This is a genomic window from Pseudomonas salmasensis (assembly GCF_014268375.2).
Taxonomy (GTDB): domain Bacteria; phylum Pseudomonadota; class Gammaproteobacteria; order Pseudomonadales; family Pseudomonadaceae; genus Aquipseudomonas; species Aquipseudomonas salmasensis.
The window spans coordinates 2,774,385-2,790,033 of record NZ_CP077083.1 but is presented as its reverse complement, the minus strand read 5'-3'; the positions used below and the strand labels follow the sequence as shown (position 1 = coordinate 2,790,033).

At 59.0% G+C, this 15,649-nt stretch carries 15 protein-coding genes; 4 read left to right on the top strand and 11 right to left on the bottom strand.

Annotation, left to right across the window (positions count from 1 at the left end):
- The first annotated feature begins 4 nt into the window (after nt 1-4).
- The 3 genes from HU731_RS12345 (at nt 5) to HU731_RS12335 (ending at nt 2,829) form a co-directional block, all read left to right on the top strand.
- Nucleotides 5-715, top strand: coding sequence for a DUF1190 domain-containing protein (locus HU731_RS12345; RefSeq protein ID WP_186609369.1), 711 nt, complete (start codon nt 5-7; stop codon nt 713-715).
- Between the two features lie 11 nt (nt 716-726).
- Nucleotides 727-1,884, top strand: coding sequence for a glutathionylspermidine synthase family protein (locus HU731_RS12340; protein WP_186609371.1), 1,158 nt, complete (start codon nt 727-729; stop codon nt 1,882-1,884).
- 180 nt (nt 1,885-2,064) lie between these two features.
- Nucleotides 2,065-2,829, top strand: a complete 765-nt coding sequence (locus HU731_RS12335) for a type IV toxin-antitoxin system AbiEi family antitoxin (protein WP_186609373.1) — start codon at nt 2,065-2,067, stop codon at nt 2,827-2,829.
- A gap of 196 nt (nt 2,830-3,025) precedes the next feature.
- Here HU731_RS12335 and ycaC read toward each other — a convergent pair whose 3' ends face one another.
- Nucleotides 3,026-3,658, bottom strand: a complete 633-nt coding sequence (ycaC, locus tag HU731_RS12330) for an isochorismate family cysteine hydrolase YcaC (protein ID WP_186609375.1) — start codon at nt 3,656-3,658, stop codon at nt 3,026-3,028.
- A gap of 510 nt (nt 3,659-4,168) precedes the next feature.
- Here ycaC and HU731_RS12325 point away from each other — a divergent pair.
- Nucleotides 4,169-4,405, top strand: coding sequence for a hypothetical protein (locus HU731_RS12325; protein WP_186609377.1), 237 nt, complete (start codon nt 4,169-4,171; stop codon nt 4,403-4,405).
- Between the two features lie 64 nt (nt 4,406-4,469).
- Here HU731_RS12325 and fic read toward each other — a convergent pair whose 3' ends face one another.
- The 10 genes from fic to exaC form a co-directional block, all read right to left on the bottom strand.
- Entirely contained in the window at nt 4,470-5,591 is a 1,122-nt protein-coding gene (gene fic, locus HU731_RS12320; RefSeq protein ID WP_186609396.1) for a protein adenylyltransferase Fic, read from the bottom strand.
- Nucleotides 5,592-6,090: 499 nt separating this feature from the next.
- Nucleotides 6,091-6,861 carry a LexA family transcriptional regulator gene (locus HU731_RS12315; RefSeq protein ID WP_186609379.1) on the bottom strand — a complete coding sequence of 257 codons (771 nt, stop codon included), beginning with the start codon at nt 6,859-6,861 and terminating at the stop codon, nt 6,091-6,093.
- A 211-nt stretch (nt 6,862-7,072) separates the two neighbouring features.
- Nucleotides 7,073-7,600 (bottom strand): inorganic diphosphatase, encoded by a 528-nt coding sequence (gene ppa, locus HU731_RS12310; RefSeq protein WP_003176323.1) that lies wholly within the window; start codon nt 7,598-7,600, stop codon nt 7,073-7,075.
- A gap of 109 nt (nt 7,601-7,709) precedes the next feature.
- On the bottom strand, nt 7,710-8,525 hold the full coding sequence (locus HU731_RS12305; protein ID WP_186609381.1) for a M90 family metallopeptidase: 816 nt from the start codon (nt 8,523-8,525) through the stop codon (nt 7,710-7,712).
- 6 nt (nt 8,526-8,531) lie between these two features.
- The gene (locus HU731_RS12300) at nt 8,532-9,188 is read right to left on the bottom strand and encodes a DedA family protein (protein ID WP_003194521.1); all 657 of its coding nucleotides are present in this window, start codon (nt 9,186-9,188) and stop codon (nt 8,532-8,534) included.
- Between the two features lie 298 nt (nt 9,189-9,486).
- Nucleotides 9,487-9,945: a GNAT family N-acetyltransferase gene (locus HU731_RS12295; RefSeq protein WP_014720105.1), complete on the bottom strand. Its 459-nt coding sequence runs from the start codon at nt 9,943-9,945 to the stop codon at nt 9,487-9,489.
- An 89-nt stretch (nt 9,946-10,034) separates the two neighbouring features.
- Nucleotides 10,035-10,871 (bottom strand): ethanolamine ammonia-lyase subunit EutC, encoded by an 837-nt coding sequence (gene eutC / locus HU731_RS12290; protein WP_186609383.1) that lies wholly within the window; start codon nt 10,869-10,871, stop codon nt 10,035-10,037.
- Complete coding sequence (locus HU731_RS12285; RefSeq protein ID WP_138761852.1) at nt 10,868-12,262, bottom strand: ethanolamine ammonia-lyase subunit EutB; 1,395 nt, start codon at nt 12,260-12,262, stop codon at nt 10,868-10,870. The genes eutC and HU731_RS12285 overlap by 4 nt, the downstream gene beginning before the upstream one ends.
- 63 nt (nt 12,263-12,325) lie before the next feature.
- Complete coding sequence (gene eat, locus HU731_RS12280) at nt 12,326-13,759, bottom strand: ethanolamine permease (protein ID WP_003194515.1); 1,434 nt, start codon at nt 13,757-13,759, stop codon at nt 12,326-12,328.
- Nucleotides 13,760-14,031: 272 nt separating this feature from the next.
- The gene (gene exaC, locus HU731_RS12275) at nt 14,032-15,552 is read right to left on the bottom strand and encodes an acetaldehyde dehydrogenase ExaC (protein WP_186609385.1); all 1,521 of its coding nucleotides are present in this window, start codon (nt 15,550-15,552) and stop codon (nt 14,032-14,034) included.
- Nucleotides 15,553-15,649: the final 97 nt, after the last annotated feature.

Sequence of the window (15,649 nt, the reverse complement as noted above, 5' to 3'; positions counted from 1 at the left end):
CCCGATGAAACGAAGCAAGTACGTCCAGCTTTCGCTGGCAGCGTCGGTCGCCATGGCGATATCCGGCTGCGGCCCAACGGAAAAAACCTACGACCTGCAAAAGAAGTACAACTTCCAATCGGTACAGCAATGCGCCGATGAAAAGCTTCCGGTGGACGTCTGCTCGGACGCCTACATGACGGCCATGGCCGAGCATCGCCGCATTGCGCCGGTGTATGACAGCCAGGCCGATTGCGACGCCGACTTTGTCGCTGATTGGTGCCAGCAAGACTCCACCGGCAAATTCATCCCGCGCTTGGGCGGTTTCGAACTGACCGCCGAAGGCCAGGTGACACAATCCCAGGTTGATGCTGCCAATGCGCAAGCGGCCAAAGCTCAGGCCAGCGGCGGCGGCTCAGGCTTCTCTACCAGCAGCCTGCTGACCGGCCTGCTGATCGGCAACATGCTGAGCAACAACCGCAACAGCTACCGCTCGGAACCGGTGTACCGCTATCGCGATGATCGCGGCAATTACGGCAACTCGACGCTCAACCAACGCGTGTCCAATGGCGCGACCTTTGGCCGCTCGAACCAGGCCCGGTACGGCAGCAGCAATTACACCAGCACGCTGCGCTCTTCACCTACGTCGAGCTCGGTTTCATCGGCCACCTCCCGGGGCGGCTTCGGCAGCAAAGCCAGCGCACGCAGTGGCTGGGGCGGCGGGTCGAGCAGCTAAGGAAACCGGCCATGAAGAAGATCCAATGCGCAGAGCGTCATGACTGGAAACATACCGCCGAGAGTCTCGGCTTCCTGTTCCATACCATCGACGACGAACCCTACTGGGACGAAAGCGCGTACTACCAGTTCACGCTCAAGCAAATCGAGCGCGACCTCGAAGACCCGACCACCGAGCTTCATGACATGTGCATGGACCTCGTCGCCCGCGTGGTCCACAGCGAAGAACTGCTTGAACGCCTGAGCATCCCCGCGCCCTTCTACGACATGATCCGCACCTCATGGCTCGAAGGCCACCCGCACCTGTACGGGCGCATGGACTTCTCCTACAACGGCAGCGGGCCCGCCAAGTTGCTGGAACTCAACTACGACACCCCCACCAGCCTCTACGAAGCCGCGGCATTCCAGTGGGGCTGGCTGGAACAATGCATCGAACGCGGCCTGCTGCCCAAGCACGCCGACCAGTTCAACAGCATCGACACCAAACTGCACCAGGCCTTCGCGCAGCTGCAGGTCAACCAGCCGTTCTATTTCGCCTCGATGAAAGACTCGGTCGAAGACAAAGGCACCACCGACTACCTGCGCCTGGTCGCCGAAAAGGTCGGCATCGAATCACGCCACATCGACATCGAAGACATCGGCCTGACCCGCGAAGGCCGCTTCGTCGACCTTGAAGATCGCTGGATCCCCCACCTGTTCAAACTGCACGCCTGGGAGTTCATCTTCCACGAACCCTTTGGTGCCGCGATTGCCCAGAGCGACACGCAGTTCTTTGAGCCCGCGTGGAAATCCATTATTTCCAACAAAGGCATCCTGCCGCTGCTGTGGGAATTCAACCAAGGCCACCCCAACCTGCTCGCGTCCCACCTGGACACCGACCCAGGCAAAGCCGTGCCCAAGGGCTGGGTGCGCAAACCGTTCTTCTCCCGGGAAGGCGCCAACATCGAACTGCAAACCGCCGACGGCCTCATCGTAAAAGAAGACGGCCCCTACACGGACGCACCGTTCATCCTTCAAGAGTTCGCACCGCTGCCAAAATTTGGTGACAGCTACACGCTGATCGGCTCTTGGGTAATTGGCGACCAGGCCGCCGGCATCGGCGTGCGCGAGGACAATAGCTTGATCACCAAGGACTCAAGCCGGTTTCTGCCGCACTTGATCCTGGATTAAGGAAGTTGATCGTTCCCACGCTCCGCGTGGTAACGCATCCAGTGACGCTCCGCGTCACCGCGCCCTGGTATTGACGTACCCATTCACGGCTGCAATCAACGCTTGGCAAGAATAGTCATGCCCAGCGTTCTCGTGGTTTAATATTTTTCATATAAATACCCTTATAGGGTGATATCTATAATGAAAATAAACCATCTTCTCGCTGAATGGCCACCGGGCTCCATTGCCACCCAAGCGTGGCTGCACGAGCACGGCGTTGGGCCGAGCCTCATTCAAAAGTATCAGCACACGGGCTGGGTAGAGCGTGTGGGGCATGGTGCGTGGAAACGCAGCGGCGACGATCTTGATTGGCAAGGCGGTGTCTTCGCACTGCAACAAGACGCAACGGTGCAGATTTGGCCGGGTGGTGCGACGGCGTTGAGCCTGGCCGGTTACAGCCACTACCTGACCTTCGGAAAGCAGACAGTCGATCTATTCGGCACATCAGAAGCTCTTCTGCCAGGCTGGTTTCGCAAGCACGAATGGGAGGCCCAGGTAAATTTCTACCGAGGTGCGCTCTTTGCGGGGCTGGAAGATATGGCGTTACAAGTTTTCCAAGTGCCTTACCGCCAATTTGCGCTAAAAATCTCCACCCCGGAGCGTGCGGTGCTTGAGCTTATCCATCAAAGCGACGATGAAATGCTGTTCAGCGGTGTGGCTGATGTATTGAGCGGTCTGGCCACACTCAGCCCCAAACGCCTGCAAAAACTGCTTGAAGCGTGCAACTCGATCCGCGTCAAACGCGTGTTCCTGTTGCTGGCACGTAACGCGAACCATGCGTGGTATGGGCGAATAGATCGTTCCAGCATCGACATGGGTAAGGGCAAGCGGCAAATCATCCGGGGCGGTCGACTCGATAAAGAGTTCCTCATTACCGTTCCGGAGCGTTTTGCCAATGCCACTTGATCCACGTTATGCCGCTCAGGCTTGTTTACCTGCCGTGCGATGGAAGCTGCATACCATCAGGTAGATATCTGTTGCTAAGCGGATAGGCGCTCTGACCAAATTCAAGGCGGTGGTTGGGCAATTGCTGGCCGGGTAAGCCGTGAAATGAGAAAGCCTGCTTTTCAAAGCAGGCTTGTCATACAGCGTGGTGACTTACTTACTTAGACTGGGCAGTCAGCGCCGCATACCCATTCATCAAATTGCGGTAGTTAGGAATCCGCTGGGACAACAGATTCCCCAGCCCTTCGATGTCGTTGCGCCAGTCGCGGTGCAACTCACACGCCACCGAGAACCAGTTCATCAACTGCGCACCGGCCTGCGTCATCCGGCTCCACGCCGCCTGCTGCACCGTGGTGTTGAATGTGCCCGACGCATCCGTCACCACAAACACCTCAAACCCTTCCGCCAGCGCCGACAGCGTCGGGAATGCCACACACACATCCGTTACTACACCGGCAATGATGATCTGCTTACGCCCCGTGGCCTTGATCGCCTTGACGAAATCCTCGTTGTCCCAGGCGTTGATCTGACCAGGGCGAGCGATATACGGCGCGTCCGGGAACATCTCCTTCAACTCTGGCACCAGCGGGCCGTTAGGGCCTTGCTCGAAACTGGTGGTGAGGATGGTCGGCAAGTTGAAGAACTTGGCCAGGTCAGCCAGGGCCAGCACGTTGTTCTTGAACTCGTTGGGGGAGAAGTCCTGCACCAGGGAGATCAGGCCGGTCTGGTGGTCGACCAGCAGAACAATGGCGTCGTCTTTGTTCAAGCGGTTGTAGGTGGAAGCGCTCATGGTTGAATCCTTTTTTGTTTAGGTTGGTTGGGCGTTGCGTTCAACATGGGCACAGATTAATGGGTGGGTGATGAGGGATAAATCGGGTGGGATGAGTCTTACTGTCAACTTAAAGTGGACAATGGTTGACGCCCGATTTCAGGTCTCCGGGTTGCTGTGCAGAACAGGAGTGAATTGCCTGATTTTGAGTAGCCAGCAGGTCCGATCCCTTTCCTTTGCAGGACGTTTCCGAGAGAATCCCAACCGCTTGCGCCAGTGGAATTGGGTGACTAGGCTGCTGACCGTCACTGCTAATTCAGTGATCGGGTTTAGTCGCCCGGACCTCGCTAGGCGCACGCGCCATCCCAAAGACAGGTGTCTTCTCGCCTGCACTTTATGGTGGCTGTGCGCAGGGCACCCTCGGGTGCGCCGGTGCCTAGCGGCCGGTCGACTAACCTGCGTACAGCCGCCACCTCTGCCCGTTTAGTCGCGAAAGGACGGTGGTAGTCACTTACTGCTAGGAGTTTTGCTATGGATAACGTTCGTTCAGATACGCTGTCGTCACACCCGACCAACCCATTCACGGTCAATGAAGAACTGAGCTTCGAGGATGCCTGGGTGCAGGTGGCTGAGCTGCTGCATTGTGCGCTGGCTACGTCACAGGTGATCGGCGATTCAGTGGCTGCGCCGCAGAGAGCGGTGATGCATTTGGTGGAGATGGCGAAAATGGTTGCGGATCGGGCGGTGGAGTGTTTGCAGCCTAGGTGATATGACGTCGCCTGTTCGGTTTTGATCGTCCAGGCGACTTATTCACGATTTCCTTAATTTCGGCTCAGAAATAGGGCTTGAACTTGTTGCTGTCGCGAATCAGCAACTGCATCAGCTTTGGATGAATGAACAGTTTTTCCTTTCCGACCTGAACCTCTTGCAGAACATCAATGGAGACCAGCTCTTTGAGGTGGCGAGAAGCAGCCTGGCGCTGAGCGATCTGCTTGTCGACGACGTTGCTAATACGGCAATAGGGCTGCTCAAAAATCACGTCCACCAATTCGCGTGAGTAGGTTTTCGGCAGACGCTCGCGAACAAATTGGCTGGTGTGCTCGGACAGGCTGCGAATGGCGGCAATTTTGGCACTGGTCCAGCGAGCTGTTTCTTCCACGGCAGTAAGCATGTACAGCAGCCAGGGCTCCCAGGCCTGTTCGCGTGTGACATCAAGCAGTAGTCGATAGTAATCGGCTCTATGCGCAATGATGAAATGACTAAGGTAGAGAATCGGTAGATTCAACAGACCTTCCTGGATCAGATACAGGGTGTTTAGCACACGCCCGGTACGACCATTGCCGTCTGTGAATGGATGGATAGCCTCGAACTGATAGTGCCCGACAGCCATGCGAACCAGCGGGTCGAGGTCTGTCTCGTTGTGTAGAAAACGTTCCCAGTTGGCGAGCAAGTCGCGTAAGCGATCTTCGCCCTCTGGTGGGGTATAGATAATTTCTCCGGTCCGATCATTGGCTAGCTGGACGCCTGGTACTCGACGGATGTCCATGTCTACACCCTTGAGCGTGCGACAGATCTCTACTGCTGTGCCGGTAGAGAGTGGACGTTCAGCCAGCGACTGGAAACCGTTATGTAAAGCCTTGCGGTACCGGAGGGCTTCTTTGGTCGCGGGATCTGCATGATTGGCGCCATCCTGGGCATGCTGAAAGAGTAAATCTGTAGTAGTGACAATACTTTCGATCTCGGAGCTGTCCTTGGCTTCCAGCAGCGGGATCGTATTGATCAGCATCGTTTGGTTAGGAATCAGCTCGGCTGCTTGTTTCAATTCGGCCAAGGCTGCTCGAGCTTCGATGCAGCGTTTGAGGACCGCTCGGGTTTCCAGTTCTGCCTTTGGCGGCAAGGGTGGAAGCTGGTTATAGGGTCTATCCGCCTGCCAAGGCCGCTGGGGGTTTGTCATGGGCGCACGCTCACTAGGACGTCCAATTAAAGGTGAGGCCGCTTTTATAAGCGCCCTTGTCATGTCGCTAGTGTAAACCCGCGTGCATAACGTGTCGTTATTTTTGTATTTTTGCGACATGTTTCATCCTCGTGTCGCTGTTGGCGACATGTTGGATACCGATCAGGTCGCTGACTATTTGGATGAAGCACCTAAATTGCGTCGAGTCATTTTGCCACTGGCCTTTGAATGGCTGCCTATTGCACCAGAGACATGTTCAGGGGGGGGCAGAGGATCTTTAAGGCTCTTAAGGGGGGCATTAAAAAGCCGGCTTGTGGCCGGCTTCTCGGGGACTGCCTCAGCTTGTTTTTGACAAACCTCACCAGCCTTCAAATCGCTCAGCCCACATTGCGTCAGGCTGAATAGTAGGGCATCCGCGGGAACTCCTCCGCTTCGCCAGCAGGGAGTCAGCTAGAAGCGACCCCTGCCAAATGTGCGGCGCATGATACTCACATTCACTTCAGTTGCCCACCTCCGGTTCCGATTTAGAGCCTTCCCAGCCCAGCAGGTGTTCATCCAGTGGCACCGGTGGGCGGCGGTTGTTGAGGGTGGACCACCAGAATACCCAGCCGACGATCTTGAAGCTTTGCTCGAAGCGTTCCTCGTGGTTGAGGTATTCGTCCGGGTGTTCGCTGGCGTTGTGGCTGCGCATGCGCAGGCCGCCGCCGGGGCGGTTGTAGAGGTATTTGATGCGCAGCATGCCGTCGTGTTCGACGGCGTAGATTTCGCCGTCGATGATTTGGGTGCGGCCTCGGTCGATGGCGAGGGTGGCGCCTTGCTGGATGATGTCGATCATGCTGTTGTCGACCATGTAGGCGCCTATCGCGCGGTCGGGGTTGACGTTGAGTGCTTCCAGGCTGTGCAGGGAGACGCGGATGCGTTCGGTTGAGGTGAAGGTGGGGTGGAGGGGGATCTCCACGTCGGTTTTTTCCGGGCGGCAGGCGGGGCCTGTGAGGTATTTGCCTGTGTCTTCGCGGGCGGTTGCAATCCTTGCGGTGGGGCCTTCCAACAGGTAGTTGGCGGGCGGGTGTTTGGGGCCTTTGCCGTCGCTTAACCAGCGACTTGAGACGCACAGCAATTCTGCGATCTCGTTGAGTCGGCCCATGGGGACGCCGCGTTTGAACCAGTTGTTCACGTGCTGAGGCGTGACGCCGCGGTTCTTGGCGAAGTCGGAGGCGGAAAGATGAACTTCCCGTAGTAGCGCTTTTAAACGATCACCTGATGTATTCATAAACGCAGAGTTTACTGGCCGGAAAGTCTAATCAAATAAACCATGCGTTGATTTGCGGTTGTAGGATTTGGCTTAGTTGTGGCTGGATCTTTCAGGTGTGCAACTTAGTTAAACGCTGCAAATAAACATTGAACTTGATGTTTAATTCGGCCCATAAAAAAGCCCCGAATTAACGGGGCTTTTTATTTGCCGTGGCAATGAGGCGCGGGTATCAGCCTTTGTAGGCGGCAACCGACTTCATGATCTCGGCGCGGGCGGCGTCTGCGTTGCCCCAACCGTCGATCTTCACCCACTTGCCTTTTTCGAGGTCTTTGTAGTTCTCGAAGAAGTGCTTGATCTGTTCCAGCAGCAGTGGCGGCAGGTCGGTGTATTCCTTCACGTCCACGTACAGCTGGGACAGCTTGTCGTGTGGCACTGCGATAACTTTGGCATCGCCGCCGCCGTCGTCGGTCATGTTCAGGATACCGACTGGGCGCGCGCGGATGACCGAGCCTGGGGTGACCGGGTAAGGGGTCACCACCAGCACGTCGAGGGGGTCACCGTCGTCAGCCAGGGTGTTAGGGATAAAACCGTAGTTGGCCGGGTAGAACATCGGGGTGGCCATGAAACGGTCAACGAACAGGCAATCGCTGTCTTTGTCGATTTCGTATTTGATCGGCGCGTGGTTGGCCGGAATTTCGATGGCGACGTAGATGTCGTTCGGCAGGTCTTTGCCAGCCGGAATCTTGCTGTAGCTCATTGGGCGTTGCCCCCGTTAGTTGGCCATATGACATGGCCGGATTGGCCTAAAAGTGGCGGCGATTATAGGCATATTCTGACGCCGATGCCATGCGCCAAGCGTCGTACGGTCATTCGCCCTGTGGCGAGTAGCGCGGGTCGCAGGCTTGCAGTTGGGTCAGGCGGGCCAGGGGATCCTGGCGATAAAAGCGGCTGAGTTGGGCGTACACCTGTGGATAACTATTGACCAGTAAATCCGGGGCGCTGAAGAAATATTCACTGGTGACGGCGAAGAATTCCGCCGGGTTTTCCGCAGCGTAAGGGTCTATCTCGGTCTCGGCGTCCGGGTTGGCGTCCAACTGGCGGTTGAGGTCATCGAAGGCGCCTTGCATGACGCTGGCCCAGTCCTGCACGCGCATGTCGTGGTGCAGGGGCGGCAGGCCGTTGGCGTCGCCGTTGAGCATGTCCAGCTTGTGCGCCAGTTCGTGGATGACCAGGTTGTAGCCTTCCCATTGGCCGCTGGCGAGCACGCCGGGCCAGGCGAGGATCACCGGGCCTTGTTGCCAGGCTTCGCCGCTGTGTTCGCCGTCCCACTCGTGTTCGACGCCGCTGGCATCGCGATGGCGTTGTGGGCTGAGGAAGTCGTCGGGGTACAGCACGATCTCATGAAAGCCTTGGTACCAGTCGAGGTCGCCCAGGTTCATCAGCGGCAGTTGCGCCTGGGCGGCGAGCAGCAGGCGTTGTTCCTGATGCAGTTCGACGCCGGGCAGGGCGGTGAGGTGTTTTTCGCTGAGGAACACCACGCAGGCTTCGCGCAGCCACTGGTCTTGCTCCGGCGTGATGCCGTCGAGGAAGGTCAGGTGGTGGCGCACCCGTTGCCAGGTGTCATCGGCAATCGGGTGCTTGGCCAGCAGGCGCCGGCGACGCCAGGCGCTGAAGGACCACACGGGCGGTCAGTGCGGGTTGGCTTCGGAAGAAGTGCGGCCAAAGCGGCTGCGCACCACGCCAATAATCATCGGCACCAGGGACAGCAGGATGATGAACACCACCAGCAGCGACAGGTTCTTCTTGATAAAAGGCACGTTGCCGAAGAAGTAACCCAAGGTCACCAGGCCGCCGACCCACAGGATGGTGCCCAGTACGCTGAAGCCGAAGAAGCGCGGATACGGCATCTTGGCCACGCCCGCGACGAACGGCGCGAAGGTGCGCAGGATCGGCAGGAAGCGCGCCAGGGTTACGGTTTTGCCGCCGTGCTTGTCGTAGAAGTCGTGGGTTTTTTGCAGGTAGTCGCGGCGGAAGATCTTCGAGTTCGGGTTGCTGAACAAACGCTCGCCCGCCGTTCGTCCGATCACATAGTTGGTGCTGTCGCCGAGGATGGCCGCCAGCATCAGCAGGCCGGCCAGCAGGACTGGGTCCATACCGCCACCGGCCGCGACGGCACCGGCGATAAACAGCAAGGAGTCGCCCGGCAGGAAGGGCATGACCACCAGGCCGGTTTCGCAAAAAATCACCAGGAACAGAATGGCGTAGATCCACGGACCGTAATTGGTTACCAGCATGTCGAGGTAAACGTCGAGATGCAGGATAAGGTCGAGCGGGTTGAAATCCATGGATGGCACCTGTGTGAATAGCCCGGCTCAGCGGGCTTGTGCGGAAGCTCAGGCAATAAGGCTACAAGTAATTGTCGCGGTTCTTACAACCCTGAAAGGTCGGCATTATACGGATTGAGAGGTGAAAAGCGTGTGGCTTTTGTAGCGGGGAGTGTCGCGAAATTGTGAAGGGGTTGGGCTTCCAGGCCCTCATCTATCCAAGTGTGGGAGCGGGCTTGCTCGCGAAAACGGTGTGTCAGTCAATGAGGTTTTGACGGGTCTACCGCATTCGCGAGCAAGCCCGCTCCCACATTACTGGTCAGTCTTCGTTGATCGGCAACACGTAGTTTTTGAATTCGGTGTCTTCGCGAAACCCAATCGACTCATAGGTCTTCTGCGCCACGTCGTTATCGCTGCTGGTCGATACCCGCAACCGCACCGCGTGGGTGTCTTTGGCCATTTTTTTGGCCGTGCGCATCAGGTTGTCGGCCACCAGTTGCCGGCGCGCATCCTCGGCCACATAGATGTCGTTGAGGATCCACACCCGCTTGAGCGACAGCGAGGAAAAGCTCGGGTACAACTGGCAAAACCCCAGCAGCCGCTTGTCGTCATCGTCGGCCAGGGCCAGGTAGATCACCGACTCCTTGCGCCGCAGGCGCTTTTCCAAAAAGGCCCGTGACGAGTCCGGGAACGGCAAGGCCCCGTAGAACTCGCGGTATTTGACGAACAATGGGGTCAACAGGTCCAGGTGTTCCAGGGTCGCTTGAGTAATCCGCATGCCAGGCCTCAACTTCCAAATGGGGTATGACCACACGAGCGGCCGTGACTCGATGCTGCCTAATGACGCCAAAAAGCGCAATCGTGCCGCTATCGGTCCTCCGCCGGGCTGAGCAGGAAATTGCCCTTCATCAGGTCCGGGTCGTCGGATTCCAGGGTCTGAACCTGCGCCTCATCCTTGAGATTGACCCCCGACAACTGCCGGCGACACGCCTCTCGCATCAAGTACAGCAGGCGATGGGCCGCCATGCCATAACTCAAGCCTTCCAGCCGCACATTGGAGATGCAGTTGCGATAGGCATCGGTGAGGCCGACCTTGGGGTTGTAGGTGAAATACAGGCCCAGGCTGTCCGGCGAGCTGAGCCCTGGGCGTTCGCCGATCAGAATCACCACCATCTTGGCGCCGAGCAGTTGGCCGATCTCGTCGGCCACCGCCACACGGCCTTGCTCCACCAAAATCACCGGTGACAACGACCAGCCTTCGGCGTGGGTCTGTTCTTCCAGGCGCGCCAGAAACGGCGCCGTGTGTTTATGCACCGCCAGTGCCGAGAGGCCATCGGCTACCACGATGGCCAAGTCCACCCCATCGGGCTGGGCCGAAGCGTAGTCGCACAGCGTTTGCGCCGACTCATCACTCAGGCGTCGCCCCAGGTCCGGGCGTTGCAGGTACATGTGCCGGTCTGTAGCGGCGCTGTGCAGCAACAGGCTGTCTCGGCCACGTTCGGCCAATTGGCGGCTGAGGCCGGTGTGATCGAAGGGCAGGTGCACCGCGTCCCGCGCCTGGGCGTGGGCAAACTGGAAGTCCAATTGGGCGGTGGTGGGAAGGCTGGTACCGGTGCGGCCCAGGGCAATACGTGCCGGGGTCAGGCGGCGCAGTTCCAGCCACGGGTTGTCAGGCAATTCTGGTTGCACAGTCGGCTCCTTCATCCCAATTGCGCCAAGGCGTGGCGAAAGGCCGGTGGCAGGCTGTTACCAAAGCGCACCTTGCCATCAGCCTGCGTGAAGATACCCATTTTCGCCAGCCACTGCTCGAACTCCGGCGCCGGTTTTAAACCCAATGTTTGCCGGGCGTACAGGGCGTCGTGAAACGAGGTGGTCTGGTAGTTGAGCATGATGTCGTCGGAGCCGGGGATGCCCATGATGAAGTTGATGCCCGCCACGCCGAGCAGGGTCAGCAGGGTGTCCATGTCGTCCTGGTCGGCTTCGGCGTGGTTGGTGTAGCAGATGTCGCAACCCATGGGCACGCCGAGCAGCTTGCCGCAGAAGTGGTCTTCAAGGCCGGCGCGAATAATCTGCTTGCCGTTGTACAGGTACTCCGGGCCGATAAAGCCGACCACGGTGTTCACCAGAAACGGCTTGAAGTGCCGCGCCACAGCGTAGGCACGGGTTTCACAGGTTTGCTGGTCGACGCCAAAGTGCGCATTGGCCGACAAGGCGCTGCCCTGGCCGGTTTCGAAGTACATCAGGTTCTGGCCGAGGGTGCCGCGCTTGAGGCTCAAGCCCGCGTCGTATCCTTCCTGCAGCACGTTCAGGTTGATCCCGAAACTGGCATTGGCCGCTTCAGTGCCGGCGATCGACTGAAACACCAGGTCCAGCGGTACGCCGCGGTTGATCGCTTCGATGGAGGTGGTGACGTGGGTCAGCACGCAGGCCTGGGTGGGGATTTCGTAGCGTTGGATAATCGCGTCGAGCATTTCCAGCATGGCGCAGATCGAGGCGATGCTGTCGGTGGCCGGGTTGATGCCGATCATGGCGTCGCCGTTGCCGTACAGCAGGCCGTCGAGAATGCTCGCGGCGATGCCGGCCGGTTCGTCGGTGGGGTGGTTGGGCTGCAAGCGCGTGGACAAGCGCCCGCGCAGGCCCAGGGTGCCGCGAAACTGGGTGACCACGCGGATCTTCTGCGCCACCAGCACCAGGTCTTGCACGCGCATGATCTTGGACACGGCCGCGGCCATTTCCGGTGTCAGCCCTGGCGCCAAGGCGCGTAGGGTATGTTCATCGGCCGCATCGCTGAGCAGCCAGTCGCGCAGGCCGCCGACGGTGAGGTGGCTGACCGCTGCAAACGCCTGTTTATCGTGGGTGTCGATGATCAGCCGGGTGACTTCATCGCTTTCATAAGGAATCAATGCTTCCTGCAGGAAGTGCTTGAGCGGGATATTTGCCAGCGCCATCTGCGCCGCCACACGTTCGCCGTCATTCTGCGCGGCGACACCGGCGAGGAAGTCCCCGGAGCGTGCCGGGCTGGCCTTGGCCATCACGTCCTTGAGGCTGTCGAAGCGGTAGGTTTGAGCACCCACCGCGTGGGAAAAACTTGCCATACAGTGTCTCCTTGATGACGCGGGCCTGCTGTGGGCAAGGCGCCGCGTCGAGGTTTTCGGCAGTTAGTGCAGGGCGGCCTCTGCGGCCTGGATCGCCGCGAATTCCTCTTCCGGCGTGCCTGCTACCAAGTGATGCCGGCTGTAGAAAGCAAAGTAAGCAATTAATACTCCATAGATGATCGCCGCGCCAATCACCACGCGCGGGTCCACCAAAAAGCCCGCCACTACGGCCACGCAAGCCAGCACCAGCGCCACGCCCGAGGTGAAGATGCCGCCCGGTGTGCGGTATGGCCGCTCCATTTTAGGGCGACGGATGCGCAGGGTGATGTGGGCGGCCATCATCAATACGTAGGAAATCGTGGCGCCAAACACCGCCACCAGAATCAGCAAGTCACCCTGGCCGGTCAGCGACAGGCCAAACCCGATAATCCCCGGGATGACCAGTGCCAGCACTGGTGCCTTGCTCTTGTTGGTCTCGGACAATTTGCGCGGCAGGTAACCGGCACGGGACAAGGCAAAGATCTGCCGCGAATAGGCGTAGATGATCGAGAAAAAGCTCGCGATCAAACCGGCCAGGCCGACCAGGTTGACGAAGCTGCCCATCCAGGTGGAACCGCCGTAGGACAACGCCAAGGCTTCCACCAGCGGGTTGCCGGATTTGATCAGCGCGTAAGTCCCCGCACCGCCCGGCGCGATCACCAGGATCAACAGGGCGAAACTGGTCAGCACCACAATCGCGCCAATCAGTCCACGCGGCAGGTCGCGCTTGGGGTTCTTGGTTTCTTCAGCGGCCAGCGGCACGCCTTCCACCGCCAGGAAAAACCAGATGGCATAAGGGATCGCGGCCCACACGCCGACGTAGCCGAACGGCAGGAAGCTGCTGGCGCCCTTGGCCTCGGTCACCGGAATATCCAGCAGGTTGGCGACGTTGAAGTGCGGCACCATCGACACCAGGAACACGCCCAGAGCAATCGCGGCGACGGCGGTGATCACGAACATCAACTTCAAGGCTTCACCCACACCAAAAATGTGGATGCCGATAAAGATGATGTAGAACGCCAGGTAGATCATCCAGCCGCCAATGCCGAACAGCGACTCGCAATAGGCGCCGATAAACACCGCGATGGCGGCGGGCGCGATGGCGTATTCGATAAGGATGGCAGTGCCGGTGAGGAACCCGCCCCAAGGGCCGAAGGCGCTGCGGGCAAAACCGTAGCCACCGCCAGCAGTGGGGATCATGGAAGACAACTCGGCCAGGGAAAAACACATGCACAGGTACATGGTGGCCATCAGCAAAGTGGCGAGGAACATGCCGCCCCAACCGCCCTGGGCCAGGCCGAAGTTCCAGCCGGCGTAGTCTCCGGAAATAACATAGGCGACGCCCAGGCCAACCAGTAGTACCCAGCCGGCGGCGCCTTTTTTCAGTTCGCGTTGTTGAAAATAATCGGTGCCGACTTTTTCGAAGTCGACAGAAGAACCAGTGGGTTCGCTAGGCATGGGAAGTACCTTCCATTCTTATTGTTTTTGACTCGGCATCTGTGTGCCGAACGAGGTAGCAATTGCGTGTGATATCAAATGTGGGAGCTGGCTTGCCTGCGATAGCGGCCTGTCTGCTACCCCTTATTTGGCTGATGCACGCCGCTAATGTAGGAGCGAGCTTGCTCGCGAAAAGCTTGCGAGCGCCTCGGGGAGTCAGGCTGCTCGCGTTATCGTTAGCGTTCTTCGCGAGCAAGCTCGCTCCTACAGTGACGGTTGTTGCCTCGGTGGGGTTAGAAAAAACCCAGCGGATTAATGTCGTAGCTCACCAGCAAGTTCTTGGTCTGCTGGTAGTGATCCAACATCATCTTGTGGGTTTCACGGCCTACGCCAGACTTCTTGTAACCGCCAAACGCGGCATGCGCCGGGTACAGGTGGTAGCAGTTGGTCCATACACGGCCGGCCTTGATCGCCCGGCCCATGCGGTAGGCGCGGTTGATGTCGCGGGTCCACAGGCCAGCGCCCAGGCCGAACTCGGTGTCGTTGGCAATCGTCAGGGCTTCGGCTTCGTCCTTGAAGGTGGTGATGCTCACCACCGGGCCGAAGATTTCTTCCTGGAACACACGCATGTCGTTGGTGCCCTTGAGCAGGGTCGGCTGGATGTAATAACCGGTGGCCAGGTCGCCCGTGAGCTTCTCGACCTTGCCGCCGGTGAGCAGTTGCGCGCCTTCACCCTTGGCGATTTCCAGGTAGGACAGGATCTTGTCGAACTGCTGCTCGGACGCCTGGGCGCCCACCATGGTGTCGGTGTCCAGCGGGTCGCCACGCTTGATCGACTCGACCTTTTTCATCACCACTTTCATGAAGTCGTCGTAGATCGACTCTTCCACCAGTGCGCGGGAAGGGCAGGTACACACTTCGCCCTGGTTGAAGAACGCCAGCACCAGGCCTTCGGCGGCTTTTTCGATGAATTGAGGTTCGGCTTTCATGATGTCGGCGAAGAAGATGTTCGGCGACTTGCCGCCCAGCTCAACCGTGGACGGAATGATGTTCTCGGCCGCCGCATGCATGATATGCGAGCCCACAGGCGTTGAGCCGGTGAACGCGATCTTGGCGATGCGCTTGCTGGTGGCGAGGGCTTCGCCGGCTTCCTTGCCAAAACCGTGCACCACGTTCAGCACGCCTGGCGGCAGCAGGTCGCCGATCAGTTCCATCAGTACGCTGATGCCCAGCGGCGTTTGCTCGGCGGGCTTGAGCACCACGCAGTTGCCGGCGGCCAGGGCTGGCGCGAGTTTCCACGCGGCCATCAGCAGCGGGAAGTTCCAGGGGATGATCTGGCCGACCACGCCCAGCGGCTCGTGGAAGTGGTAGGCGGCGGTGAGTTCGTTGATTTCGGCGCTGCTGCCTTCCTGGGCGCGGATGCAGCCGGCGAAGTAGCGGAAGTGGTCGGCGGCCAGGGGGATGTCGGCGTTGAGGGTTTCACGCACGGCCTTGCCGTTGTCCCAGGTTTCGGTGATGGCCAGCAGTTCGAGGTTTTGCTCGATGCGGTCGGCAATTTTCAGCAGCACCAGCGAACGGTCCTGGGCCGAGGTTTTGCCCCAGGCATCGGCGGCGGCGTGGGCGGCGTCCAGCGCCTTGTCGATGTCTTTGGCGGTGGAGCGCGGGAAGTCGGCAATCGGCTTGCCGTTGACCGGAGAGGTGTTGGAGAAATAGTTGCCATCGACCGGCGCCACGAATTCGCCGCCGATGTAGTTGCCGTACTTGGCCTTGAACGAAACGATGGCGCCTTCAGTACCGGGGTGTGCATAACGCATGGTGGGCATCTCCTGCTTTTATGTTTATTGGAGTACAGCGCGGCAAGCGCGTTATAAAGCGTAGAGCAAAGGTTGGGCCACCGCTGCGCGGGCCAGC

Bases quoted from the DNA above. Each gene is read 5' to 3' on its own strand.
- HU731_RS12345 (WP_186609369.1), top strand. From the start codon at position 5: ATGAAACGAAGCAAGTACGTCCAGCTTTCGCTGGCAGCGTCGGTCGCC.
- HU731_RS12340 (WP_186609371.1), top strand. From the start codon at position 727: ATGAAGAAGATCCAATGCGCAGAGCGTCATGACTGGAAACATACCGCC.
- HU731_RS12335 (WP_186609373.1), top strand. From the start codon at position 2,065: ATGAAAATAAACCATCTTCTCGCTGAATGGCCACCGGGCTCCATTGCC.
- ycaC (WP_186609375.1), bottom strand. From the start codon at position 3,658: ATGAGCGCTTCCACCTACAACCGCTTGAACAAAGACGACGCCATTGTT.
- HU731_RS12325 (WP_186609377.1), top strand. From the start codon at position 4,169: ATGGATAACGTTCGTTCAGATACGCTGTCGTCACACCCGACCAACCCA.
- fic (WP_186609396.1), bottom strand. From the start codon at position 5,591: ATGACAAACCCCCAGCGGCCTTGGCAGGCGGATAGACCCTATAACCAG.
- HU731_RS12315 (WP_186609379.1), bottom strand. From the start codon at position 6,861: ATGAATACATCAGGTGATCGTTTAAAAGCGCTACTACGGGAAGTTCAT.
- ppa (WP_003176323.1), bottom strand. From the start codon at position 7,600: ATGAGCTACAGCAAGATTCCGGCTGGCAAAGACCTGCCGAACGACATC.
- HU731_RS12300 (WP_003194521.1), bottom strand. From the start codon at position 9,188: ATGGATTTCAACCCGCTCGACCTTATCCTGCATCTCGACGTTTACCTC.
- HU731_RS12295 (WP_014720105.1), bottom strand. From the start codon at position 9,945: ATGCGGATTACTCAAGCGACCCTGGAACACCTGGACCTGTTGACCCCA.
- eutC (WP_186609383.1), bottom strand. From the start codon at position 10,871: ATGAAGGAGCCGACTGTGCAACCAGAATTGCCTGACAACCCGTGGCTG.
- HU731_RS12285 (WP_138761852.1), bottom strand. From the start codon at position 12,262: ATGGCAAGTTTTTCCCACGCGGTGGGTGCTCAAACCTACCGCTTCGAC.
- eat (WP_003194515.1), bottom strand. From the start codon at position 13,759: ATGCCTAGCGAACCCACTGGTTCTTCTGTCGACTTCGAAAAAGTCGGC.
- exaC (WP_186609385.1), bottom strand. From the start codon at position 15,552: ATGCGTTATGCACACCCCGGTACTGAAGGCGCCATCGTTTCGTTCAAG.